Genomic DNA, 19,839 nt, shown 5'->3' with positions numbered 1-19,839 from the left:
AATGCTAACCCTAAACGGTATCCAACTCCCACTAAAGAACCTACGCATTAGCGTTCGTCAGCAACTGGCTGGACAGGATATGTCCGGCCAGACCTCTGCTACAGACCAAGCGGAAACAGGCAGCAAAGGTAAAATTCTGACCGTGAAAGGCGTGATCCCATTTACCAAAAAACAGCTACTAACCAACTTATTCAGCATGGCGGAAGCACAAGAAAACGATGCTCGGCAAATCTACCGCATTAGCAACAAAACGGCAGAGGCTTTGAAAATTCGCCAGGTGAAATTTCAAGGAGCCGTTCGTGCAGATGAGCAAGATTCTCACAGGCAATGGAGCGTTTCATTTGAACTTGTAGAGCATCTATCGGTACCAGAGCGAGTCGAACAACGCCAACCGGATAAACCCGCCGCGCAGCAAAAAGTGCAAGGTGTAAATACTCCAGTTGAAGCTGGACAAAGTGACGATGTGCCGCCAGGTACAGAAGTGGAGTTGACTGGTGTTATGAAGGTGCTCAAAGCTGTCGATAATGCCTTGGCTTAGTGGTGATGTATGACAACAAACAACAAGTTTCTTTGCCGCGCTTACCTTGGTAAAAACAAAGCCAAGGTGAAAAGCCATCGCATAGTCTTTAGTGAAAACACACCAGGTCGTTGTGAACTCTCAGTTGAAGGCAGTCCAGAGCCAAATACTATCATCGCTGTGGATTTAGGTTGGGGTGATGATATTACGCGAGTCTTTTTTGGTTACATTGAGCGAGTTCAGCCAGCCGAAAAAGGTTGGTCTAAAGTATTTTGCCGCGAATTAGCGGCAATACTTTACAAGCCACTTAACATCATCATGCGTCACCCAACACTTATGCAGCTGCTTAGCGAAGTAACCAATAAAACGGGCCTTCAATTTGTGGTACCAGAGAAAGCCTACAGCAAAACGGCCATTCCTTGTTTTTATAGCGATGGCAACGGCTATCGAGTCATAGACGAATTAGCTCAAGCGTTCAGCATTGATGGCTTATTCTGGCAGCAACAAGGCAATGGACAAATTTACGTAGGCAGTTGGAAGGATTCATTCTGGGCAGATAAACCTATCAACGTACCCAATGAGCTTATGACAAACCACACGGCCAACAAGTCGGTAAAGATACCAGCTATTCCAAAGTTGAAGCCAGGTGTTGTCGTGAATGGACTTCGCTTAGTCGGTGTGGAGTTCGAAGGAACGGAGGCAAAGCTAACATGGATGTGAATACCATCAAGCGCATTATCTTCCGGCTATTTCCAGAATTCACAGGTCAGTGGCATTTGCCCAGGTGGGGCAAGGTAGTCGCATTGCCAGAGTTGCCAGAAGAAGGTGATTTGTCTGATCGCTTTTATCCTCACTATGCAGTGGATGTTCAGTTGCTCGATGAAAAAGGTATGGAATACGAAGATAAACCACCATTACAGGCGGTACCACTTCCGGTTCCAGGTCTTGGTGAACATGCTGGCCGATTAGAGCCACCTGCTGTTGGGAGTATCGTAGAACTAGGTTTCATGTTCGGGCAACCGGACAAACCTTTTATTCGTTGCGTTCTTCCTCTTGGCTTCAAGTTACCAGGTGTCAAGGAAGGTGAAAGCCGATACCAACAACGGAAAGGCGTTTACCAATTGGTAGACCAAGATGGAAACTTTGAGCGAAAGACAGATAAAGACGACAAGCTGGAATGTCTTAACCAACGCATCAAAGTACTGGAAAATCGTTTAGCCGAGATTGAAGGTGACCACACGGAAACTGTCAAAGGTAATAAGGCGACCACTGCTAAGAATATCACCGAGAATGCGGACTCGATAAAGATGAATGGTGGTAAAGGAGTGTGCACAGGTGCAAGCATTTGCCCGTTTATGGGTAAGCCGCATGTAGACGTATCAACCACTGTATTTGCAGGTAAGTAAGATGGCACTAAGCACAGCATCATTGAAACAGAAATTAGAAAACGAATTGAAAGCACAGGGCTTTGTTCTTGATGGTGAATTCGCTATGGCAGGTAAGATGGCAGAAGCCATTGCTAACGCAGTAGTGGACGAAATTACTCAGAATGCCCAAGTGCCAGTAACAGGCGGCAGCTCTTCCGGAACCTACAAAGTAAGCTAAAAGGCAACCATATCACCACCAAGCGCCCACCATGGGCGCTTTTCTTATATCTAAAGCCAATGCATAGCTAAAGCTAGAACCACGTAAAGGAGCACTCAGGTGACGGAATCCGCACTCCTCCTCCCCACCTGCGACGTCTTCGATCTGGTTTTTTCGCAATTTTGATTTAGTGAAAATCTACGGGGCTAGGGAAGGCGTAGAACACGTGATAAAGCCTTTTACTATAAGGGCTTCGAGTGATATGAAAAGCCGCTGAAAAGGGCTTATATTGCGCCTAATAGAATTTCAACAATTGCGCTTTTTTTCGATAAAATGCAATAATAACGATCTGCAAAGATCTGGTGATTTATTGTAAATTGTTGATTTATAATGTTGCTCTGTGTTTTTCGTCAGTTTTTAAAGATCTAGTGTGCAAAATTAAAGATCTCTTTAGTTGGCAGCTAAGCCAGATACAGCAAGGTTTTAGCGCCAATCTGACAGCAAAACTGTTTTTTCAAATTAGTTCATGAGATGAAGCTGGAAAAGTGAACGGAAAAAGAGAACAAAGCAATGACAGAAAACGCGATTTTGCCAGATGCCCATAAATTCACGTTGTGGACATTTTTGGGACAAATTGCAATTTGCAATTAATTAAGTGTTTGATTTTAAAAATGTAATTAACTGCTTTTTAGTAAGACCACATCATCAATCATCCCAATCGTCGTTAAGTTTTGAGCACACCTCAAAAATAAAGAAAAGCGCCATTGGGCGCTTTTCTTTATTTTTAGTTTCGTTGTATGCGAATACTACCGTTTTCGCTTTATGCTGAAGCTTGTCAGGCTACCATACCAGATTCACCGGAATCGGATTCAAGCGTTTCTCGGGCTAGCTTGAGCGTTTCAACAATGGGGGCTGCCTTGTTGTGTTTACGGATATCAGCAAACAACTCTTTCGCCTGAGGATATTCGTGACGCAGGTATGAAAACCATTGCTTGATGCGGTTAGGGTAATAAAGTCCTTTATCGCCTTTGATTTCGTAGGTCGAATATTGCAGCAGTAACTGCAGAACCGTTTCCCATTCCATGTGTGAGTGGTTGTATTTGATGACATTGCCCAGGTTCGGCAGGTTGATAGCGCCTCGGCAAACCATGAGAGCGTCCGCCGCGGTGGTTGTCATGCAGCGCTGGGCGTCATCATGGTTCCAGACTTCGCCGTTTGCGACCACTGAAATCGACAATTTGTCTTTCACCTGACGGATGTAATCCCACTTAATGGCTTCGGCTTTGTAGCCATCAGTTTTAGTGCGGCCATGAATCACAATTTCATCGGCACCAGCTTGAGCAACCGCATCTGCAATTTCAAAGCAGTGGTTAGGATCGTCCCAGCCCAGGCGAACTTTTGCTGTGACCGGTTTACGGCAGTCAGCAGCATCACGTACCGCCTTAACGATGTCATACATCAGCTGAGGATTTTGCAGAAGGGCAGCGCCGCCTTTACTTTTATTGACCATTTTAGCCGGACAACCGAAATTGATATCCACACCGGGTGAACCTAATTCGATTGCCTGACAGGCATTTTCTGCCATCCAGTGCGGGTCCTGACCAAGCAGCTGAACGCGAACCGGGGTGCCGGAAGTCGTTTTCCCGCCCTGTAGAAGCTCAGGGCAAAGACGATAAAACACACTTTTTGGCAGCAACTGATCAACAACGCGCACAAACTCGGTGACACATAGGTCGTAGTCATTGATTTCAGTCAGCATTTCCCGCATCAGGTGATCAACCACACCTTCCATCGGGCCTAAAATTAAACGCATGGATTTCTCTTTTGCTGGTGGCAGAAGCCTGTTGACTAGCAATGGAAGGCAACAGGCGGGTCAGGGGGCGAAATTTTAGAGGGTATTGGCTGGCTTGTCTAATAGAGTCCGACCTGACACACGATACACGGCCGGAAGTTCATGTCTGGCAGCCGAAAAGGCCAAAGATACCATTTGCCTGGCGACCTGTTCGGCAGGGATAGGTTCAAGATTTTTCAATGGGCCCAACATCAGAGGGTGAATAATCGCGAGTGTTTCCTGTACCAGTTTTTCGTCGGCTCTTGGCTGGGCACGGTCACCTTTGAGCGGGCCCGGCCGGACAAAAATACAGTGCTCGAATCCCATTTTGCTGAGGGCCTGTTCCATTTTCCCTTTGGTACGCAGGTAATGCGACGGCGAGTAAGGGTTGGCGAACAGGCTGGAAATAACGACTAAGTGGCGGACACCGACGATTTTCATGGTTCGGGCAACGTCTTTGACCAGATGTAGATCAACCGCTTCCAGAGCATGCTGGCTACCTGCCTGCTTTTTGGTTGTCCCCAGGCAAATGAAGCCGTAAGCCGGCTGGGCATTCGTGTCGTGCCACTCCGTGACCCGAAGTTCCGGATTCACAATTTGCACCAGTTTTTTACTGTGCAACGGTAACTCCCGTCGCGAGAGTGAGTAGACTTTACTGATATTGTCGTGATTGAGCAGGAGGTGGACCAGTTCATCACCAACCAAACCACTGGCTCCGGCGATAATGGCCTGGGCATTAGTCAACGTCATGATCTTTGCCTGATATGAGAAGAAATCTTGCTTCATTTTTGCCACTGACTGGTGATAAGTTCAACAAAATTGTCGACTTATTCCTGATGATGGGGAAGTAGAGCCAGGATTTGGCCGCTCTCGTCAGGTGTGAAGTGGTGTCGGAGTTACCATCAGGTATATAATTGGCGACTTAGCCGACACCAAGAGATGCGAAACATGACACAACTGATAACTTTACCGACCAATTGGGAAGGTATGCCTGCCACCTTTATTGAAGGTGCTCTGCTGGCTGCTAACGCCAACCCGAAACCACTGGATCCTGAAGTATGGTTGCCGGTGCTGGTAACGGGTGGGGTCGATGAAGATGATGCGGTTAGCCTGAGCAATGAGCAAACGCAGAGTATCCTGAATCACTTTGAGCTGCAGTACCGGTACATCAAAGCGGGTGAATTTCAGCTGCCGGAGCAGGTCTGCTGGGATGAGGCGAAAGGTGTCACGCCTGAAATGGCTGAGTTTGCCGAGGGCTTTCTCGCTGTGTGGCCATTTATTGAGCCTAACTGGGCTGAGCAGACGATGTCTGACGGCACAATGCGAATGCTATCGGCGTTGATCACAACGGTGATGCTGATGCTTGATGAAGAAGCGACACTGGCACAAATGGACGAAGCTGGGGTGACAGGCATGCCAGAGCCAGCTGCGCTGTATGCACAGTTCCCTTTGATGCTGACCGAAGTTGTTATGGCGGCGGATGAATTGCAGCAGGGAGCAGCAGCACAAGCTGTGAACCCGTATAAAGAAATGGGCCGTAATGATATTTGCCTGTGCGGTAGTGGGAAGAAATTCAAGCATTGCTGCGGGCAATAAGTTGTGACCGATAAATTACGTTCATCGCTGAATTCCTCAACGTTATCTTCGCCCATACAATCTTCGCCGGTATCAAAGCCAGAGAAACCAGTGATACTTGTCGTTGCCGGTGTCATCGAAAAAGACGGGTGCTATCTGCTGACCCAGCGATTGGCACATGCCAGCCAAGGCGGACTGTGGGAGTTTCCCGGCGGCAAAGTGGAGCCTCAGGAAACACCTCAGCAGGCACTAGAACGTGAGCTGATGGAGGAACTGGCCATTGAAACTCAGACTGGTCAGTTTCTTGCGGATAGTCTGTTTGATTACGGTGACAAGGTGATTCTGCTTAAGGGATACATCTCGCACTGGCTGGCGGGTGAGATTGTGTTGCACAGTCACCAGGATGCTGTCTGGCTGGAAGCTGATGCTATTGCGCAGTACGCTTTGTGCCCGGCGGATTACCCAATCGTTGAGGCCCTTTTGGCTTTAGAGGCAGGTACCGATTAAGCCTTATTCGGTACGTTTCGCTGCGGCTGGTTTGGGCCTGACAGCTGATGAAGATGAACTGTTCGATAAGGCAGAAAAAAAGCGAGCCCATCCGGCTCGCTTTTTTGTATCTCGCGTTTTTGTTTACATTAACTATTTAGCGCGAGCGCAGCATGGATCTTTTACGATTGCCGAAAAATTGGGCCAAGATGATGATCGCCAGCACCACCAGGTTACCCGCGAAAATGACTTCCAGCCACTGAGGCATTGACAGCCCAAGGAATTGCCAGACAATTTTGCCGCAATCACCGGAGGCCTCAAACATCCAGGGTACCCACTGGTTCAGCGGTGCCCAGCTCGGAAAATTGACATCCAATGCACAGGAAGCAGACCACGGAAATTCCGGGAACTGGTAACCCACATGTTCAATCGACAGCATCAGCCCCTGATACGCACTGTAGCCCCATCCAGTCAGTCCAACCCAGCGAACAACCGGGTTTTGAGGAGCGATCATGCCCACAATGGCCGCCACGCCGATCCCCAGCATTGCAACACGTTCATAAATGCACATTACACAGGGATCGAGCTTCATCACGTGTTGAAAAAATAAGGCGCAGCTTTCGAAGAAAATCACGAAAGCCAGAAGTAGAGCCCAGGATAGGCGGCTTTTGGAGAAGGTATATAGAAAGTGCATTGATTGTTCCTGATAAAAGTCTAAACCGCAGAGGGTAAGGTAATCTCGGCCACTGAGTGCTAGGTCACTCAGATTGCACGTTTAACGCCCTGCGGAAACAGGGCGTTAGCTTACCGTCTGGTTGATGTATTGACCTTTATCTTTGTCAAAGATTCAATTAATGTCCAACTGCCGGTGCAACATGGCCAACAGCATCTGCTGTAGCCTGAGTCAGCCAGCCAATGTCATAGAACCATTGGGTCATCGGTACCAGTGTGAACTCGATACAAGCCAGGCCAACCAGCGACAGCACCAATGTATATGGCAGCGCCATGTAGACCATACGGCCGTATGACAGACGAATCAACGGTGCCAGAGCTGATGTCAGAGCGAACAAGAAGGCTGCCTGACCGTTTGGTGTGGCAACAGACGGCAGGTTAGTACCGGTATTAATTGCCACCGCCAGCATATCAAACTGCTCACGGGTAATTACCCCATGGGTCAGGGCGGCTTTAACTTCGTTGATGTATACCGTACCTACGAATACGTTATCTGAAACCATCGACAGCAGACCGTTCGCAATATAGAACATGGTCATCTGTGCGCTGCCTTCCAGGCTCAGTACCATATCGATAATCGGCGCGAACAGTTGTTGGTCGATAATTACCGCAACCACGGAGAAGAATACTGCCAGCAGGGCGGTAAACGGCAGAGCTTCTTCAAACGCTTTGCCCAGTGCATGTTCTTCTGTGATGCCGGTAAATGAGGTTGCAAGGATAATCACCGTCAGACCAATCAAGCCGACCGCAGCAAGGTGCATTGCCAGACCGACAATCAGCCATACCGCAATGACGACCTGAATAATCAGTTTTGCGTAGTCCAGGTTTGTACGGCGTTTGCGCTCTTCATTATCAAACTCTACCAGGATTTTTCGAACATTTTCCGGTAGCTTGGCACCATAACCGCAGATATGGAATTTTTCGACCAGCACACAGGTCAGGATGCCGCACAGGAACACTGGTAGGGTGATTGGAGCCATACGCAGAATAAACTCGCCAAACAGCCAGCCAGCCTGGTCAGCAATGATCAGGTTCTGTGGTTCACCAACCATTGTCATTACCCCACCCAGTGCGGTACCGACACCTGCGTGCATCAGCAGGCTGCGCAGGAAGGCGCGGTAGTTTTCCAGGTCATCACGGCTGACTTCCAGAATATGCTTATCGCTGGTGTGGTCGTGAGAGGCATGTGGCTCCTGACCAGAAGCGACCTTGTGGTAAATGCTGTAAAAACCGATGGTGACGCTGATGACAACAGCAATAACCGTCAGAGCATCAAGGAAAGCAGAAAGAAAAGCCGCCATGACACAGAAAGACAGTGAAAGCAGTGTTTTTGAGCGAATCCCGATCAGAATCTTGGTGAACATGAAAAGCAGCAATTGCTTCATGAAGTAGATGCCAGCCACCATGAAGATCAACAGCAGCAGAACTTCAATGTTGGCAACGAGTTCATGTTTGACCATTTCCGGGCTGGTCATGCCGATGGCAACCGCCTCAATAGCTAGCAGGCCACCAGGTTGAAGCGGATAACACTTCAGGGCCATGGCCAGGGTAAAGATGAATTCAATGACCAGCAGCCAACCTGCAACAAACGGGTTAATGCTGAAAACGATAGGGTTGATGATCAGGAAAGCGATGATGGCAACTTTGTACCAGTCAGGCGCCTTTCCCAAAAAGTTTTTTATAAAGGCGTTCCTTAGCGAAATAGCCATGTTGTGAGTCTCTTAAGTGCGCAAATGAAAAAAACTGAGCTGTACGCTGGTCTGGCCTTTCTAGTCCGAGAGCAAGTAAACCATGATTATTATTGTGGTTATGTGTTCTTGTGAGACTCTCTAAGCTAAAAACCATAAAAGTATGGTTTTTAACTTAAAGCAGGCAGCAGCATCCTTTCAGCTCCCAGTGTAAAAACGTGCTAACTCTACCGCGTGATCTAAACCAGTCAAGCGCAGACAGATGAAGAAAATGAAGATTGTGATTGTTCATCAAAAAACACGTGTAAACACAAAATTAACTGCAATTTATGAAATATATGCTTACATTTTTCCGGTTGCGTTGAGCTAGGTCAAGTATGAATTGGGAACTTATTTTGCTTGATTTATCCGGTCAAAATGTGGTCCGTATTGCATATCACTCGTTTTATTATGCGCAGCTGATAAATAAGCACTCAGAATGCTTATTTTGCAATTGGGTAGGCAATCAGCAGGGACTGGTGGTATGATGAGTTAATAAAAAGAGAGCAAGAAGCAACTGGAATTTTAATCGGATGGTTATAAAGGCTGATAGCCCAGCAACATTTGCTGAGAAATATATCATTGAAAGTATCTGGAATAATCATTTTCCACAAGGCTCAATCCTTCCCGCAGAACGAGAGTTGTCAGAACTGATTGGTGTGACACGGACAACTCTTCGTGAGGTATTGCAGCGCCTGGCTCGAGATGGCTGGCTGACGATTCAGCATGGTAAGCCAACCCGGGTTAACAATTACATGGACACGTCCGGACTGAGTATTCTGGACACTCTGATCACGCTTGATGGTCAGGATGTACAGGGTGTGCTGGAAGATTTGCTGTCGGCACGTACCGACATCAGCAGCGTATACATGCGTTATGCCGTTAAGGGTAACCATGAAGAATGCGTGAAGCTGATCGGCCATGTTATCGAAGAATGTGAAGCGTTGCTGAAAGCCAACAGCTTTGCAGAATTCGTAGAAGGCAGCGAAGATAAAGCCGAACTCATGCAGGAAGTGAAGAAAATTGTCGATAAGTACGGTAAGGAAGATCCTGAAACCTGTGAAGCGATTTCACTTGCCCGTGCTTTTAACTACTTCGACTACCGTCTGTTCCAAGGGATGGCTGCGAAGTCAGGCAATATTCTGTATGCCCTGACGATCAATGGACTGCGTAAGATCTACACCCGTGTAGGTGGTTACTACTTCATGTCCCGTGAAGCGTGCGAGCTGGCACTGGCGTTTTATCGCGATCTGCAAAGCTATTGCGAAAAGAACCAGCCAGAGCTGGTGGCTGATCGTATCCGCAAATACGGTCGTGAAAGCGGTGCAATCTGGTACAGCAATCGTCTTGAGATTGCCCGTTACCTGGTGGAAGAAGAGCAGTAAGCCGCTCGTTCACCCGCATGCCAAAAGAAAGGAGATGCTAAGCATCTCCTTTTTGTTTATGAGTATTGGTTTGTAGGTATTCTGTGATGGACTGCTATTGCAGGTGCAGGCAGAATCTTCAAATGTCCGTACTGTATTGACCTCTGTTAGGGCAGGTTGCCAGAATCTGACTACGGCCATCCGGCAATTCTTCTTCCAGAATGACATCGAAGCCCCACAAGCGGTGCAGGTGTTTCAGCACTTCATGATGGCTGTCCGCCAGCGGGACTCGGTTATGCGGTACATAACGCAGTGTCAGCGAGCGGTCGCCTTTTAATGCCACATTCCAAACCTGAATATTTGGCTCGTGATTGCTCAGGTTATACTGGGACGAGAGTTTTTCTCTTATGGCCCGATACCCTTCCTCGTTATGAATCGCGCTGACTTCAATATAGTTATGCCGGTCATCATCATTGACAGCAAATAGCTTAAAGTCACGGATCAACTTCGGTGACAGGAACTGACTGATAAAGCTTTCATCTTTGAAGTTCTGCATGGCAAAGTGCAGGGTATCCAGCCAGTTTTTACCGGCAATGTCCGGGAACCAGTATTTGTCCTCCTCGGTAGGGTTTTCACAGATCCGGCGAAGATCCTGGAACATTGCAAATCCCAGCGCATAAGGGTTGATACCGTTATAATACGGGCTGTTATAGCTCGGTTGTGCCACCACATTCGTGTGACTGTGTAAAAACTCAATAATAAAGCGGTCGGTAACCAGTCCTTCATCATAGAGGTGATTCAGGATGGTGTAGTGCCAGAAGGTTGCCCAGCCTTCATTCATTACCTGAGTTTGTTTCTGAGGGTAAAAATACTGGCTGACCTTACGTACGATCCGAACCACCTCACGTTGCCAGGGCTCCAGGAGTGGGGCATGTTTTTCAATGAAATACAGGATATTTTCCTGAGGCTCCTGCGGGAAGCGAATCTCAATGGCTTGTGACTCTTTCTCGGTATGCGTCGGAATGGTTCGCCATAAGGCGTTAACCTGAGTTTGCAGATAATCCTCACGCGCTTTCTGGCGTGCTTTCTCCTCTACCATGGAAATTTTTTGTGGACGCTTATAGCGATCCACGCCGTAATTCATCAGCGCATGGCAGGAATCGAGCAACCGCTCAACTTCATCCACCCCGTACTTTTCTTCGCAATTTGTAATGTACTTACGGGCAAACAGCAGATAGTCGATGATTGAACTGGCGTCGGTCCAGGTTTTGAATAGGTAATTCCCCTTAAAGAAAGAGTTGTGGCCATAACAGGCATGCGCCATTACCAGTGCCTGCATAGTGATGGTATTTTCTTCCATCAAATACGCGATACACGGATCAGAGTTAATGACTATTTCATAAGCCAGACCCATTTGGCCGTGTTTGTACCCTCGCTCAGTCTCGATAAATCGCTTACCGAATGACCAGTGATGATAGTTGATAGGCATGCCGATACTCGAGTAGGCATCCATCATCTGTTCAGCAGTGATGATCTCGATCTGATTGGGATAAGTGTCAAGCCGGTAGAATTCGGCAACGCGCTTAATTTCCCGGTGGTAATTCTCTAGCAGATCGAATGTCCAGTCCGGACCGTCACTGAGTGTTTTTGCTTTAGCGGTTGTCTCCATCGCACACTCCCCAGACGCAGCGTTCAGCGCTGCGGTGAGGCAGCGCTGTTACGTCATATTAACTGACTTGCTTTTTAAACAACTCCCTGAATACCGGGAAGATATCCTCCACACTCCTTATGTTTTGCATAGCAAAATTGCTGTGGCCTGATTGCAGTGCTTCGTATTCTCGCCACAGTGTCTGGTGTGCCCGGCGCGTAATTTCAATGTAGGCATAGTAGCGGGTTACCGGCAGAATATGTTTACCCAGTAACTCACGGCAGCCCGGTGAATCATCAGCCCAGTTATCGCCATCGGAGGCTTGAGCAGCGTAAATATTCCATTCGTTAGGTGAATACCGTTTTTTAATGATTTCATCCATCAGGCGCAGGGCACTGGAGACGATGGTTCCCCCGGTTTCCTGTGAGTAGAAAAATTCGTGTTCGTCGACCTCTTTCGCCTGAGTATGGTGACGGATGAACACTACATCCACATTTTTGTAGGTCCGGTTCAGGAACAGATACAGCAGAATATAGAATCGCTTCGCCATATCTTTGGTTGCCTGATCCATTGAGCCCGATACGTCCATCAGACAGAACATGACAGCCTGGCTGGTGGGTTGCGGACGGCGCTCATAGTTTTTGTAGCGTAAATCAAACGTATCAATAAACGGTACTTTGTTGATCCTTGCTCGCAGTTCTTCTATCTCAGCCCGAATTCGCTCTTCTTCGAATGGCTGAGCCGGTTCCGTCGTCATCAGCAGGTCCAGCGCCTGTTCCAATTCGCGCAATTGGCGGCGCTTGGCTGCGGTCATTGCAGTGCGTCGTGCCAGCGAGTTCTGCAACGATTTTACAATGGCAATATTGGCCGGTACCCCGGATGACTTATAGCCGGAGCGGAAGGTTTTCCACTCCACAATTTTGTTAAGCTGGTTTTTCTCCAGGTTCGGTAACTCTAAATCCTCAAAGAGCAGATCGAGGTATTCATCTTTGGAGATTTGGAATACGAACTCGTCCTGGCCCTCACCATCTGGGCTGGCCTGTCCGTCACCAGCGCCACCTTGACCACCCCCACCTTGGGGGCGTTCAATGCGGTCACCGGTGCTGAACTGGTCGTTACCCGGGTGGACAACTTCACGTTGTCCACCTCGGCCTTGGTGAAAGCTTGGCTCGCGGATATCGCGGGAAGGAATTGTGATATCTTCCCCGCTTTCCACATCGGTAATGGAGCGTTTATTTACCGCATCAGCAATTGACTCTTTAATTTGCTGTTTGTGGCGGCGTAAGAAACGCTGACGGTTTACCGTGCTTTTGTTTTTACCGTTGAGCCTGCGGTCTATAAAATGCGCCATAAGCTCCCCCCTTAAATGATCCCATTCTCTGCTTAAGACGACTTACGCACACGCAGATACCATTCTGATAACAGACGGACCTGTTTGCGGGTATAGCCTTTCTCCATCATACGGGCAACGAAATCGTCGTGTTTCTTCTGCTCATCTGTGGAGGTCTTGGCATTGAATGAAATAACCGGCAGCAATTCTTCGGTGTTCGAGAACATTTTCTTCTCGATAACGGTCCGAAGCTTCTCGTAACTGGTCCAGTTCGGGTTCTTACCAGCGTTATTGGCTCGGGCACGCAGCACGAAATTAACGATTTCATTACGGAAATCTTTCGGATTGCTGATACCGGCTGGTTTCTCGATTTTTTCCAGCTCATTGTTCAGCGCTGCACGGTCAAACAACTGACCGGTTTCCGGATCACGGTATTCCTGATCCTGAATCCAGAAGTCCGCGTAACTGACGTAGCGGTCAAAGATGTTCTGGCCGTACTCAGAGTAAGACTCCAGATAAGCGGTCTGAATTTCTTTGCCGATGAACTCGACGTATTTAGGAATCAGATAGCCTTTCAGGTTCTCAAGGTATTTTTCAGCAATTTCTTGCTGGAACTGTTCGCGTTCAATCTGTTGCTCCAGGACGTAGAACAGGTGTACCGGGTTTGCGGCTACTTCGGAGTGATCAAAGTTAAACACCCGCGATAGAATCTTGAAGGCGAAACGGGTCGACAGACCTGACATCCCTTCATCAACCCCGGCATAGTCTCGATATTCCTGATAAGACTTGGCTTTCGGGTCAGTGTCTTTTAGGGTTTCACCGTCATAGACGCGCATTTTGGAAAAGATACTGGAGTTTTCAGGCTCTTTCAGGCGTGACAGGACAGAGAAGCGAGCCAGAATGTCCAACGTACTTGGTGAACAAGGCGCAGCAGCCAGTTCACTGTTCATTAACAGTTTTTCGTAGATCTTAATTTCTTCAGAGACACGCAGGCAGTACGGTACTTTGACAATAAATACCCGGTCAAGGAAGGCTTCGTTGTTCTTGTTGTTTCGGAACGTCTGCCATTCTGATTCGTTGGAGTGAGCCAGAATGATGCCGTCGAAAGGCAGCGCAGACAGACCTTCAGTACCGTTATAGTTGCCTTCCTGAGTGGCGGTCAGCAATGGGTGCAGTACCTTCAGTGGTGCCTTGAACATCTCAACGAATTCCATCAGCCCCTGGTTAGCTTTACACAGTGCACCGGAGTAGCTGTAGGCATCCGGGTCATCCTGCGAGAAGTGCTCCAGTTTACGGATGTCGACTTTACCAACCAGTGAAGAGATATCCTGGTTGTTTTCATCGCCGGGTTCGGTTTTCGCAATACCGACCTGGTCAAGAATCGAAGGGCGAACCTTCACCACTTTGAATTTAGTGATATCTCCACCAAACTCATGCAGGCGTTTCGCGGCCCAAGGAGACATGATGGTATTCAGATAGCGCTCAGGGATGCCGAATTCTTTGCTCAGAATTTCGCCATCTTCATTTTTATCGAATAAACAGAAAGGATGGTCATTAACCGGGCTGCGTTCACCATTTGCAGTCAGTACGTAAACCGGTACTTTCTGCATCAGGCTTTTCAGTTTTTCAGCCAGCGAGGATTTACCACCCCCGACCGGACCCAGTAAGTAGAGAATTTGCTTACGTTCTTCCAGGCCTTGAGCGGCGTGTTTAAGGTATGACACGATTTGTTCGATCGCATCTTCCATACCGTAGAAATCTTCGAACGTTTTGTAGCGGGAGATCACGCGGTTAGAGAACAGTCGGCTCAGACGTGGGTCGTGAGCGGTGTCGATCATTTCCGGTTCGCCGATTGCCATTAGCAAGCGCTCAGCTGCATTCACATATGCACTGCGGTCGTTGCGACAAATCTCAAGGAATTCTTGCAATGAAAGCTCTTCATCCTTGGCTTCTTCATAGCGTTGACGATAGTGGTCAAAAATACTCATGGTATGCCCCTGAATCGTTCTTCAATCAATTAGAAAGGACGAAAACAAATTACTTTCACATCCCTCTTAACATAAGACTAGACCTAACTGATTAAATTGCTTCACTGAGTTGTTGGTTTATAAACTAAATTTCCTTTTTACCTTCTACCTGACGAGCTGATTATTTCTTGTCCATATTTCTACTATCCTCCTATAAATTGCGTTCTGCAAGGGGGAGTGTTTAAAAAATGTTCACGATAATGTTGGAAAAATGTGATATTAGCGGTTGAAATAATAATTAGCTGATTGAACTGGTTTTCTTGTTAAGAGTGGCGTTATTCGCTGAATGAAAAGGATTTCATTATTGATGAATGGCGTTTTATCGCAAGGTATCAGCCCATGATGTGTTTTTTGAAAAAGTGCACACTTTTTCGGGCTCATTACACAGTAAACCCGGTCAATGTCCTGAGGCTCACTCCCGATTGTGGGGTAGTGGAAATGTTGAAGGATTGCGACGAGGTATTAATTTGTGAGCCAAATCAAAACCTCTGGCATATGCTAAGGAAAATGCGACGTATTGGGGGAAGTAGATTCATGGGAATTTCACGTGTTGATACGGTTTCTATCCCGGTGTCTGACCAAAGTCTGGCTTTGGCGTTTTATCGCGATGCACTGGGTTTTGAGCTGATTCGTGACCACCTGGCAGATAACCATCGACGCTGGATTCAGCTGGCGCCAAAAGGTGCAGAAACCACAATCAGTCTTGTTATGCCTTTTGGGGGAATGACGCCGGGCTCAGTGCAAGGATTGGTGGTTCAGACGGATGATATTCATGCAACGCATCATGAACTCTCAAGCAGGGGAGTGCCTTTGTCAGAAATTGTCACCATTATCGGCGGCCGGTTTGCGACTTTTGCAGATCCTGACGGTAACGGGTGGGTGTTGATTGAAGCCACGACCCAGATGTTAGCCTGACGGTTGAATAAATAAGAGGTGGGCTTGAACGCACTCGATATGCTTGACTGGACGTGATGGGAATTTACCCAAATTGATCTGCTGTCAAACCAGAGAGCAGGGCTGCCGGTGAACAGCCCTGAAGCTAGTGATAACGCTTTAATGACGGAATGTCTCAGCCTTGGCATTTGCTATTACTTAGCATTAGCACAGATCAGCAGTGATTGGTGTCGTAAGTACCTAGCGGGAAACACGAACCTCAGTGCTCAGAGTGTGAGACTCACCCGGAGCAAGTGTAATCGTCTGGTCGCTGTGAATGGTGGATTCTACGCATACCATGGTCTCGTAGCTGTTATCTGCCATATCACCCATAGCCTCAGACAGTGCTTGCCACGGATTCCAGATAACTGCAGCATTGTGCCCATGGTTGGTTATCAGCAACTGGCGTGCCGCATTATCATCAATGGTAATGGTCGCCTGAGGTCGGACATAGACGCGATCCACTTCGCCTTCAAATGTTAAAGGCTCTGCCGTGCTGTCAGCTTCATTTCCTTTTGTACTGTCGAGGAAGTCAGTGCCCATACCCGTTATCTGGGTACAACGAATATCCTGTATCTGGAAATAGGAGTGCAGGGCACCCGCGTAGTTCCACGGTGAATCATCGGTATTGGTTGAAGTCAGCGATACCTTGAGAGAGCGTCCTATTTCAAAGGTCAGGATATTACGGAATTTGTGAGGCCAGATAGCCCGGGTATCGTCACTGTCTTCCAAAGATAAAGCCACAATAACGCCGTTTTCATTCTCGCGGTGCTCCAGCAATGACCATTCACTGATACGGGCAAAACCATGGGACGGTGTCGCTGTTTTCCCAAACCAAGGCCAGCATACCGGGATACCGCCGCGAATTGCTTTGGCTGGATCAAACTCCGCCTTTTCACTCAACCAGATGACGTCTGCTTCATCTGCTGGACGATACCAAATCAGGTGCCCGCCGTGTAATGAAATACCGGCTTCAGCTTCATTATGAAGCACCCGAACAATTTTCATCCCGTTGAATTCGCAAATGGTCACGGCATCAGACAGAACAGCAACTGTTGTAAGATTTCGTCTTTCCATTGGATATCCTTTTGACGTTAATAACTAAATCACTGAGCTTTTATAGGGTTTTATGAAGGAAAAGCACAGTAATTTACTCACTTATTTTAATTTAAAAAATATCAGCAAAAATTAAAATTTATTTGTTAAAACTGTGATCGGTTTTGAAATATTGTCTGATTTTATTATTCTATTTCATTTGTTACTGAGAACAATATACAAAAAAGGCGGCACCGAAGTGCCGCCTTTTAGTCACTGAAAGCTTACATTACTTAGAGATGTGAGCGATCAGGTCAAGAACTTTGTTTGAGTAACCGATTTCGTTGTCGTACCAAGATACAACTTTAACGAATTTGTCAGTCAGAGCGATACCAGCTGCAGCGTCGAAGATTGAAGTGCGAATGTCGCCGTTGAAGTCAGTAGAAACTACTGCGTCTTCAGTGTAGCCCAGTACGCCAGCCAGTTCGCCTTCAGAAGCGGCTTTCATAGCTGCTTTGATGTCTTCGTAAGAAGCTGCTTTTTCCAGGTTAACAGTCAGGTCAACAACAGAAACGTTAGCAGTTGGTACACGGAAAGCCATACCAGTCAGTTTGCCGTTCAGTTCTGGAAGAACAACGCCTACTGCTTTAGCTGCACCAGTTGAAGATGGGATGATGTTCTGAGCCGCACCACGGCCACCACGCCAGTCTTTCGCAGAAGGACCGTCAACAGTCTTCTGAGTAGCAGTTGTTGCGTGAACAGTAGTCATCAGGCCAGACTCGATGCCGAAGTTATCGTTAAGAACTTTAGCGATTGGAGCCAGACAGTTAGTAGTACAAGAAGCGTTAGAAACGATGTCTTGACCTGCGTAAGTAGCGTGGTTAACGCCCATTACGAACATTGGAGTCTTGTCTTTTGAAGGACCAGTCAGTACAACTTTCTTCGCACCAGCTTCGATGTGTTTACGAGCTGTTTCGTCAGTCAGGAACAGACCAGTTGCTTCAGCGACAACGTCAACACCGATTTCGCCCCATTTCAGGTCTGCTGGGTTGCGTTCTGCAGTTACACGTACAGTTTTGCCGTTAACGATCAGGTTGCCGCCTTCTACTTCAACAGTACCGTTGAAACGGCCGTGAGTTGAGTCGTATTTCAGCATGTAAGCCATGTATTCAACGTCGATAAGGTCGTTGATACCTACTACTTCGATGTCAGCGCGCTCTTGAGCAGCACGAAATACGAAACGACCGATACGGCCAAAACCGTTAATACCTACTTTGATAGTCATTACAGTTGCTCCACAACTTAATTTCTAATGAAAGATAACTGGTAGTAAAATTACAGAATCTGTCGTGACCCTGCAAGTGAAAAACGAACTTAAATTGCGTGAGGTCAAAAAAAAGTTCGGATTTTTTTTACATTCCTTCTACAACGCTGCAAATTTGAACAAACCTTGTATAAATATCCATCATTGCCGTTATTAACTTTTAATATCTGCACGCAGGCAGGGGCATTTATGCTTAAATGAGCAATGAAGTTGTAAAATCCTTTCGAGCAAAAAGTATGTGCCACTCTTGCGAAAATAGGCAAATCTAAATGCATACGGAAGGTGTAAAGAAACGAGATAAGGAAAAGTAATGTCAGATAAATCAAATGCTTACTGGCGAGAAAGGCTCACTGATGAGCAATATCATATTTGTCGTGAGCAAGGAACAGAACCGCCTTTCTCCGGCAAACTGCTTCACAACCGTGAAACTGGCGTGTATAGCTGCACTTGCTGCCAGGCTTCCCTGTTTCACTCTGACAATAAGTATGACTCCGGCTGCGGTTGGCCGAGCTTTGATGAGCCGGTCAGTAAAGACGCGATTCGATACTTGGAAGATTTCAGCCATGGCATGCACCGGATTGAAATTCGCTGCGCCAATTGCGACAGCCATTTGGGCCATGTGTTCCCGGACGGGCCGCCAGACACAACGGGTGAGCGTTACTGCGTGAACTCGGTCTCGCTGATTTTCGCTGGTCAGTCTGAAGAATAGTTCGCGTTTATTGCGATGAAATACCAAAAACCGGATGCGGCAGTTGCCCATCCGGTTTTTTGTCGGGAAAGGGCTGCTGGGTCATGAGAAGAACAGGGCTCTGAGCATCGTGTTTGGAGCGGTTGTCTAAAACGCCATACGGGCCGTAAACACTCCGTCGCGCAGCGCCTTGGCGACGTACTGGGCTTTTTGTACTAATGCAAGACGAGCTTGCTCAGGCATCGGATAGAAGGCATCCAGCTTTTCAATATTGGCCGTTTGCATCCCTAGTTCGTGGCCAACCCGGGCCCATAAATAAGCGGCGTCTTGATTTCCCTTCTGGTGCGACAAGGTCGCCAGACTTTGAATAATTTCCGGTTTGATTGGCTGATTCGGCTGATACAACTCCAGAGCCCGCAACAGGAAAGATACCGTTTTATCCTGATCTTTGGCGATGTAGATGGTTGCCAGTGCAAATTGCAGATCGGGTGAGTCGAGAACTTCTGAGCCTTCCAGTTTTAAAAATTTGGTCATTGCCGTTTTGTCGCCCTGACTCAGGCGGAAATAGAGGATTTCAGGATCATCAGACTGAGCCAGCTCTTCATTCAGGCGCCGAATGGAGTCATAGGCATGCAGTAATGCCTGGGTACGAATGGTTTTTCGCTCTTTCAGCTCGGTTGGCTCAATGCGGGCAGCATACTCAAGGCATTTCTGATAATCGTAAGTAAATTTCAGCTCTTTAAATTTTTCGGCATCTGTCGGGTTTTTCAGCACATCGTAGCGCTGCCAGATCAGGGTGGTTCGTTGTAGTCGGCACTGCCCGTCATCAATATTGGTATCAGCACAAATCTGCGGATAGCTTTCACAGAGGCTGTCTGTGGTTCTGTGGCGCTCATAGCATCCGCCTAGCAGCAGAATGCTGGCGATCACAGCGCAGTGTTTTATCAGGGAGACGGGAGTGGTCATGGCAACAATTTTTTCTTTCTGATACATAGGTTATAAGTTTACCTGAACGACCAGAGAAATAACGGATGTAAA

The 19,839-nt window shown here is 47.5% G+C and carries 19 protein-coding genes; 9 read left to right on the top strand and 10 right to left on the bottom strand.

Annotated features, from left to right (window positions below):
• The first annotated feature begins 1 nt into the window (after window position 1).
• From FH974_RS10840 to FH974_RS10825, 4 genes are read left to right on the top strand one after another with little or no spacing between them, the layout of a single operon-like run.
• The gene (locus FH974_RS10840) at window positions 2-538 is read left to right on the top strand and encodes a baseplate complex protein (protein WP_140276679.1); all 537 of its coding nucleotides are present in this window, start codon (window positions 2-4) and stop codon (window positions 536-538) included.
• A 9-nt stretch (window positions 539-547) separates the two neighbouring features.
• Complete coding sequence (locus FH974_RS10835) at window positions 548-1,237, top strand: hypothetical protein (protein WP_140276681.1); 690 nt, start codon at window positions 548-550, stop codon at window positions 1,235-1,237.
• Window positions 1,228-1,923, top strand: a complete 696-nt coding sequence (locus tag FH974_RS10830) for a hypothetical protein (protein ID WP_140276683.1) — start codon at window positions 1,228-1,230, stop codon at window positions 1,921-1,923. Before FH974_RS10835 ends, FH974_RS10830 begins: the two co-directional genes overlap by 10 nt.
• A gap of 1 nt (window position 1,924) precedes the next feature.
• Entirely contained in the window at window positions 1,925-2,122 is a 198-nt protein-coding gene (locus tag FH974_RS10825) for a hypothetical protein (RefSeq protein ID WP_207103267.1), read from the top strand.
• An 814-nt stretch (window positions 2,123-2,936) separates the two neighbouring features.
• On the opposite strand, the gene dusC is transcribed toward FH974_RS10825, so the two are convergent.
• Together dusC and FH974_RS10815 are read right to left on the bottom strand one after the other, a co-directional pair.
• Complete coding sequence (gene dusC / locus FH974_RS10820) at window positions 2,937-3,914, bottom strand: tRNA dihydrouridine(16) synthase DusC (protein WP_047883998.1); 978 nt, start codon at window positions 3,912-3,914, stop codon at window positions 2,937-2,939.
• Window positions 3,915-3,989: 75 nt separating this feature from the next.
• Window positions 3,990-4,682, bottom strand: a complete 693-nt coding sequence (locus FH974_RS10815) for an NAD(P)H-binding protein (RefSeq protein ID WP_047883999.1) — start codon at window positions 4,680-4,682, stop codon at window positions 3,990-3,992.
• Window positions 4,683-4,880: 198 nt separating this feature from the next.
• On the opposite strand from FH974_RS10815, the gene FH974_RS10810 reads away from it, so the two are divergent.
• A complete protein-coding gene (locus FH974_RS10810) occupies window positions 4,881-5,528 on the top strand; it encodes a YecA/YgfB family protein (protein WP_047884000.1) in 648 nt (215 codons plus the stop codon).
• A 90-nt stretch (window positions 5,529-5,618) separates the two neighbouring features.
• The gene (locus FH974_RS10805; protein ID WP_047884001.1) at window positions 5,619-6,014 is read left to right on the top strand and encodes a (deoxy)nucleoside triphosphate pyrophosphohydrolase; all 396 of its coding nucleotides are present in this window, start codon (window positions 5,619-5,621) and stop codon (window positions 6,012-6,014) included.
• A 136-nt stretch (window positions 6,015-6,150) separates the two neighbouring features.
• On the opposite strand, the gene dsbB is transcribed toward FH974_RS10805, so the two are convergent.
• Window positions 6,151-6,687, bottom strand: coding sequence for a disulfide bond formation protein DsbB (gene dsbB, locus FH974_RS10800; protein ID WP_047884002.1), 537 nt, complete (start codon window positions 6,685-6,687; stop codon window positions 6,151-6,153).
• A gap of 157 nt (window positions 6,688-6,844) precedes the next feature.
• Window positions 6,845-8,434: a Na(+)/H(+) antiporter NhaB gene (gene nhaB / locus FH974_RS10795; RefSeq protein WP_047884003.1), complete on the bottom strand. Its 1,590-nt coding sequence runs from the start codon at window positions 8,432-8,434 to the stop codon at window positions 6,845-6,847.
• A gap of 551 nt (window positions 8,435-8,985) precedes the next feature.
• Here nhaB and fadR point away from each other — a divergent pair.
• Window positions 8,986-9,837, top strand: a complete 852-nt coding sequence (gene fadR / locus FH974_RS10790) for a fatty acid metabolism transcriptional regulator FadR (protein WP_047884004.1) — start codon at window positions 8,986-8,988, stop codon at window positions 9,835-9,837.
• 118 nt (window positions 9,838-9,955) lie between these two features.
• Here the strand turns inward: fadR and FH974_RS10785 are convergent, their stop codons facing one another.
• From FH974_RS10785 to FH974_RS10775, 3 genes are read right to left on the bottom strand one after another with little or no spacing between them, the layout of a single operon-like run.
• Window positions 9,956-11,485 carry a SpoVR family protein gene (locus tag FH974_RS10785; protein WP_047884005.1) on the bottom strand — a complete coding sequence of 510 codons (1,530 nt, stop codon included), beginning with the start codon at window positions 11,483-11,485 and terminating at the stop codon, window positions 9,956-9,958.
• A 58-nt stretch (window positions 11,486-11,543) separates the two neighbouring features.
• Entirely contained in the window at window positions 11,544-12,815 is a 1,272-nt protein-coding gene (locus tag FH974_RS10780) for a YeaH/YhbH family protein (protein ID WP_047884006.1), read from the bottom strand.
• Window positions 12,816-12,847: 32 nt separating this feature from the next.
• Window positions 12,848-14,782, bottom strand: a complete 1,935-nt coding sequence (locus tag FH974_RS10775; protein WP_047884007.1) for a PrkA family serine protein kinase — start codon at window positions 14,780-14,782, stop codon at window positions 12,848-12,850.
• Between the two features lie 573 nt (window positions 14,783-15,355).
• On the opposite strand from FH974_RS10775, the gene FH974_RS10770 reads away from it, so the two are divergent.
• The gene (locus tag FH974_RS10770; protein WP_047884008.1) at window positions 15,356-15,736 is read left to right on the top strand and encodes a VOC family protein; all 381 of its coding nucleotides are present in this window, start codon (window positions 15,356-15,358) and stop codon (window positions 15,734-15,736) included.
• 219 nt (window positions 15,737-15,955) lie between these two features.
• On the opposite strand, the gene FH974_RS10765 is transcribed toward FH974_RS10770, so the two are convergent.
• Complete coding sequence (locus tag FH974_RS10765; RefSeq protein WP_047884009.1) at window positions 15,956-16,831, bottom strand: D-hexose-6-phosphate mutarotase; 876 nt, start codon at window positions 16,829-16,831, stop codon at window positions 15,956-15,958.
• Between the two features lie 247 nt (window positions 16,832-17,078).
• Window positions 17,079-18,074, bottom strand: coding sequence for a type I glyceraldehyde-3-phosphate dehydrogenase (gene gap / locus FH974_RS10760; protein ID WP_047884010.1), 996 nt, complete (start codon window positions 18,072-18,074; stop codon window positions 17,079-17,081).
• Between the two features lie 349 nt (window positions 18,075-18,423).
• On the opposite strand from gap, the gene msrB reads away from it, so the two are divergent.
• The gene (gene msrB, locus FH974_RS10755; RefSeq protein ID WP_047884011.1) at window positions 18,424-18,822 is read left to right on the top strand and encodes a peptide-methionine (R)-S-oxide reductase MsrB; all 399 of its coding nucleotides are present in this window, start codon (window positions 18,424-18,426) and stop codon (window positions 18,820-18,822) included.
• A 126-nt stretch (window positions 18,823-18,948) separates the two neighbouring features.
• Here the strand turns inward: msrB and FH974_RS10750 are convergent, their stop codons facing one another.
• Window positions 18,949-19,794: a DUF2989 domain-containing protein gene (locus FH974_RS10750; protein WP_242551824.1), complete on the bottom strand. Its 846-nt coding sequence runs from the start codon at window positions 19,792-19,794 to the stop codon at window positions 18,949-18,951.
• Window positions 19,795-19,839: the final 45 nt, after the last annotated feature.

Origin of the sequence: Photobacterium ganghwense, from assembly GCF_017329545.1 — a bacterium.
Lineage (GTDB): Bacteria > Pseudomonadota > Gammaproteobacteria > Enterobacterales > Vibrionaceae > Photobacterium > Photobacterium ganghwense.
Note: the sequence above shows the minus strand (reverse complement) of the source record. Positions and strands in the feature narration are given on the sequence as shown.

Bases quoted from the DNA above. Each gene is read 5' to 3' on its own strand.
- FH974_RS10840 (WP_140276679.1), top strand. From the start codon at position 2: ATGCTAACCCTAAACGGTATCCAACTCCCACTAAAGAACCTACGCATT.
- FH974_RS10835 (WP_140276681.1), top strand. From the start codon at position 548: ATGACAACAAACAACAAGTTTCTTTGCCGCGCTTACCTTGGTAAAAAC.
- FH974_RS10830 (WP_140276683.1), top strand. From the start codon at position 1,228: ATGGATGTGAATACCATCAAGCGCATTATCTTCCGGCTATTTCCAGAA.
- FH974_RS10825 (WP_207103267.1), top strand. From the start codon at position 1,925: ATGGCACTAAGCACAGCATCATTGAAACAGAAATTAGAAAACGAATTG.
- dusC (WP_047883998.1), bottom strand. From the start codon at position 3,914: ATGCGTTTAATTTTAGGCCCGATGGAAGGTGTGGTTGATCACCTGATG.
- FH974_RS10815 (WP_047883999.1), bottom strand. From the start codon at position 4,682: ATGACGTTGACTAATGCCCAGGCCATTATCGCCGGAGCCAGTGGTTTG.
- FH974_RS10810 (WP_047884000.1), top strand. From the start codon at position 4,881: ATGACACAACTGATAACTTTACCGACCAATTGGGAAGGTATGCCTGCC.
- dsbB (WP_047884002.1), bottom strand. From the start codon at position 6,687: ATGCACTTTCTATATACCTTCTCCAAAAGCCGCCTATCCTGGGCTCTA.
- nhaB (WP_047884003.1), bottom strand. From the start codon at position 8,434: ATGGCTATTTCGCTAAGGAACGCCTTTATAAAAAACTTTTTGGGAAAG.
- fadR (WP_047884004.1), top strand. From the start codon at position 8,986: ATGGTTATAAAGGCTGATAGCCCAGCAACATTTGCTGAGAAATATATC.
- FH974_RS10785 (WP_047884005.1), bottom strand. From the start codon at position 11,485: ATGGAGACAACCGCTAAAGCAAAAACACTCAGTGACGGTCCGGACTGG.
- FH974_RS10780 (WP_047884006.1), bottom strand. From the start codon at position 12,815: ATGGCGCATTTTATAGACCGCAGGCTCAACGGTAAAAACAAAAGCACG.
- FH974_RS10775 (WP_047884007.1), bottom strand. From the start codon at position 14,782: ATGAGTATTTTTGACCACTATCGTCAACGCTATGAAGAAGCCAAGGAT.
- FH974_RS10770 (WP_047884008.1), top strand. From the start codon at position 15,356: ATGGGAATTTCACGTGTTGATACGGTTTCTATCCCGGTGTCTGACCAA.
- FH974_RS10765 (WP_047884009.1), bottom strand. From the start codon at position 16,831: ATGGAAAGACGAAATCTTACAACAGTTGCTGTTCTGTCTGATGCCGTG.
- gap (WP_047884010.1), bottom strand. From the start codon at position 18,074: ATGACTATCAAAGTAGGTATTAACGGTTTTGGCCGTATCGGTCGTTTC.
- msrB (WP_047884011.1), top strand. From the start codon at position 18,424: ATGTCAGATAAATCAAATGCTTACTGGCGAGAAAGGCTCACTGATGAG.
- FH974_RS10750 (WP_242551824.1), bottom strand. From the start codon at position 19,794: ATGTATCAGAAAGAAAAAATTGTTGCCATGACCACTCCCGTCTCCCTG.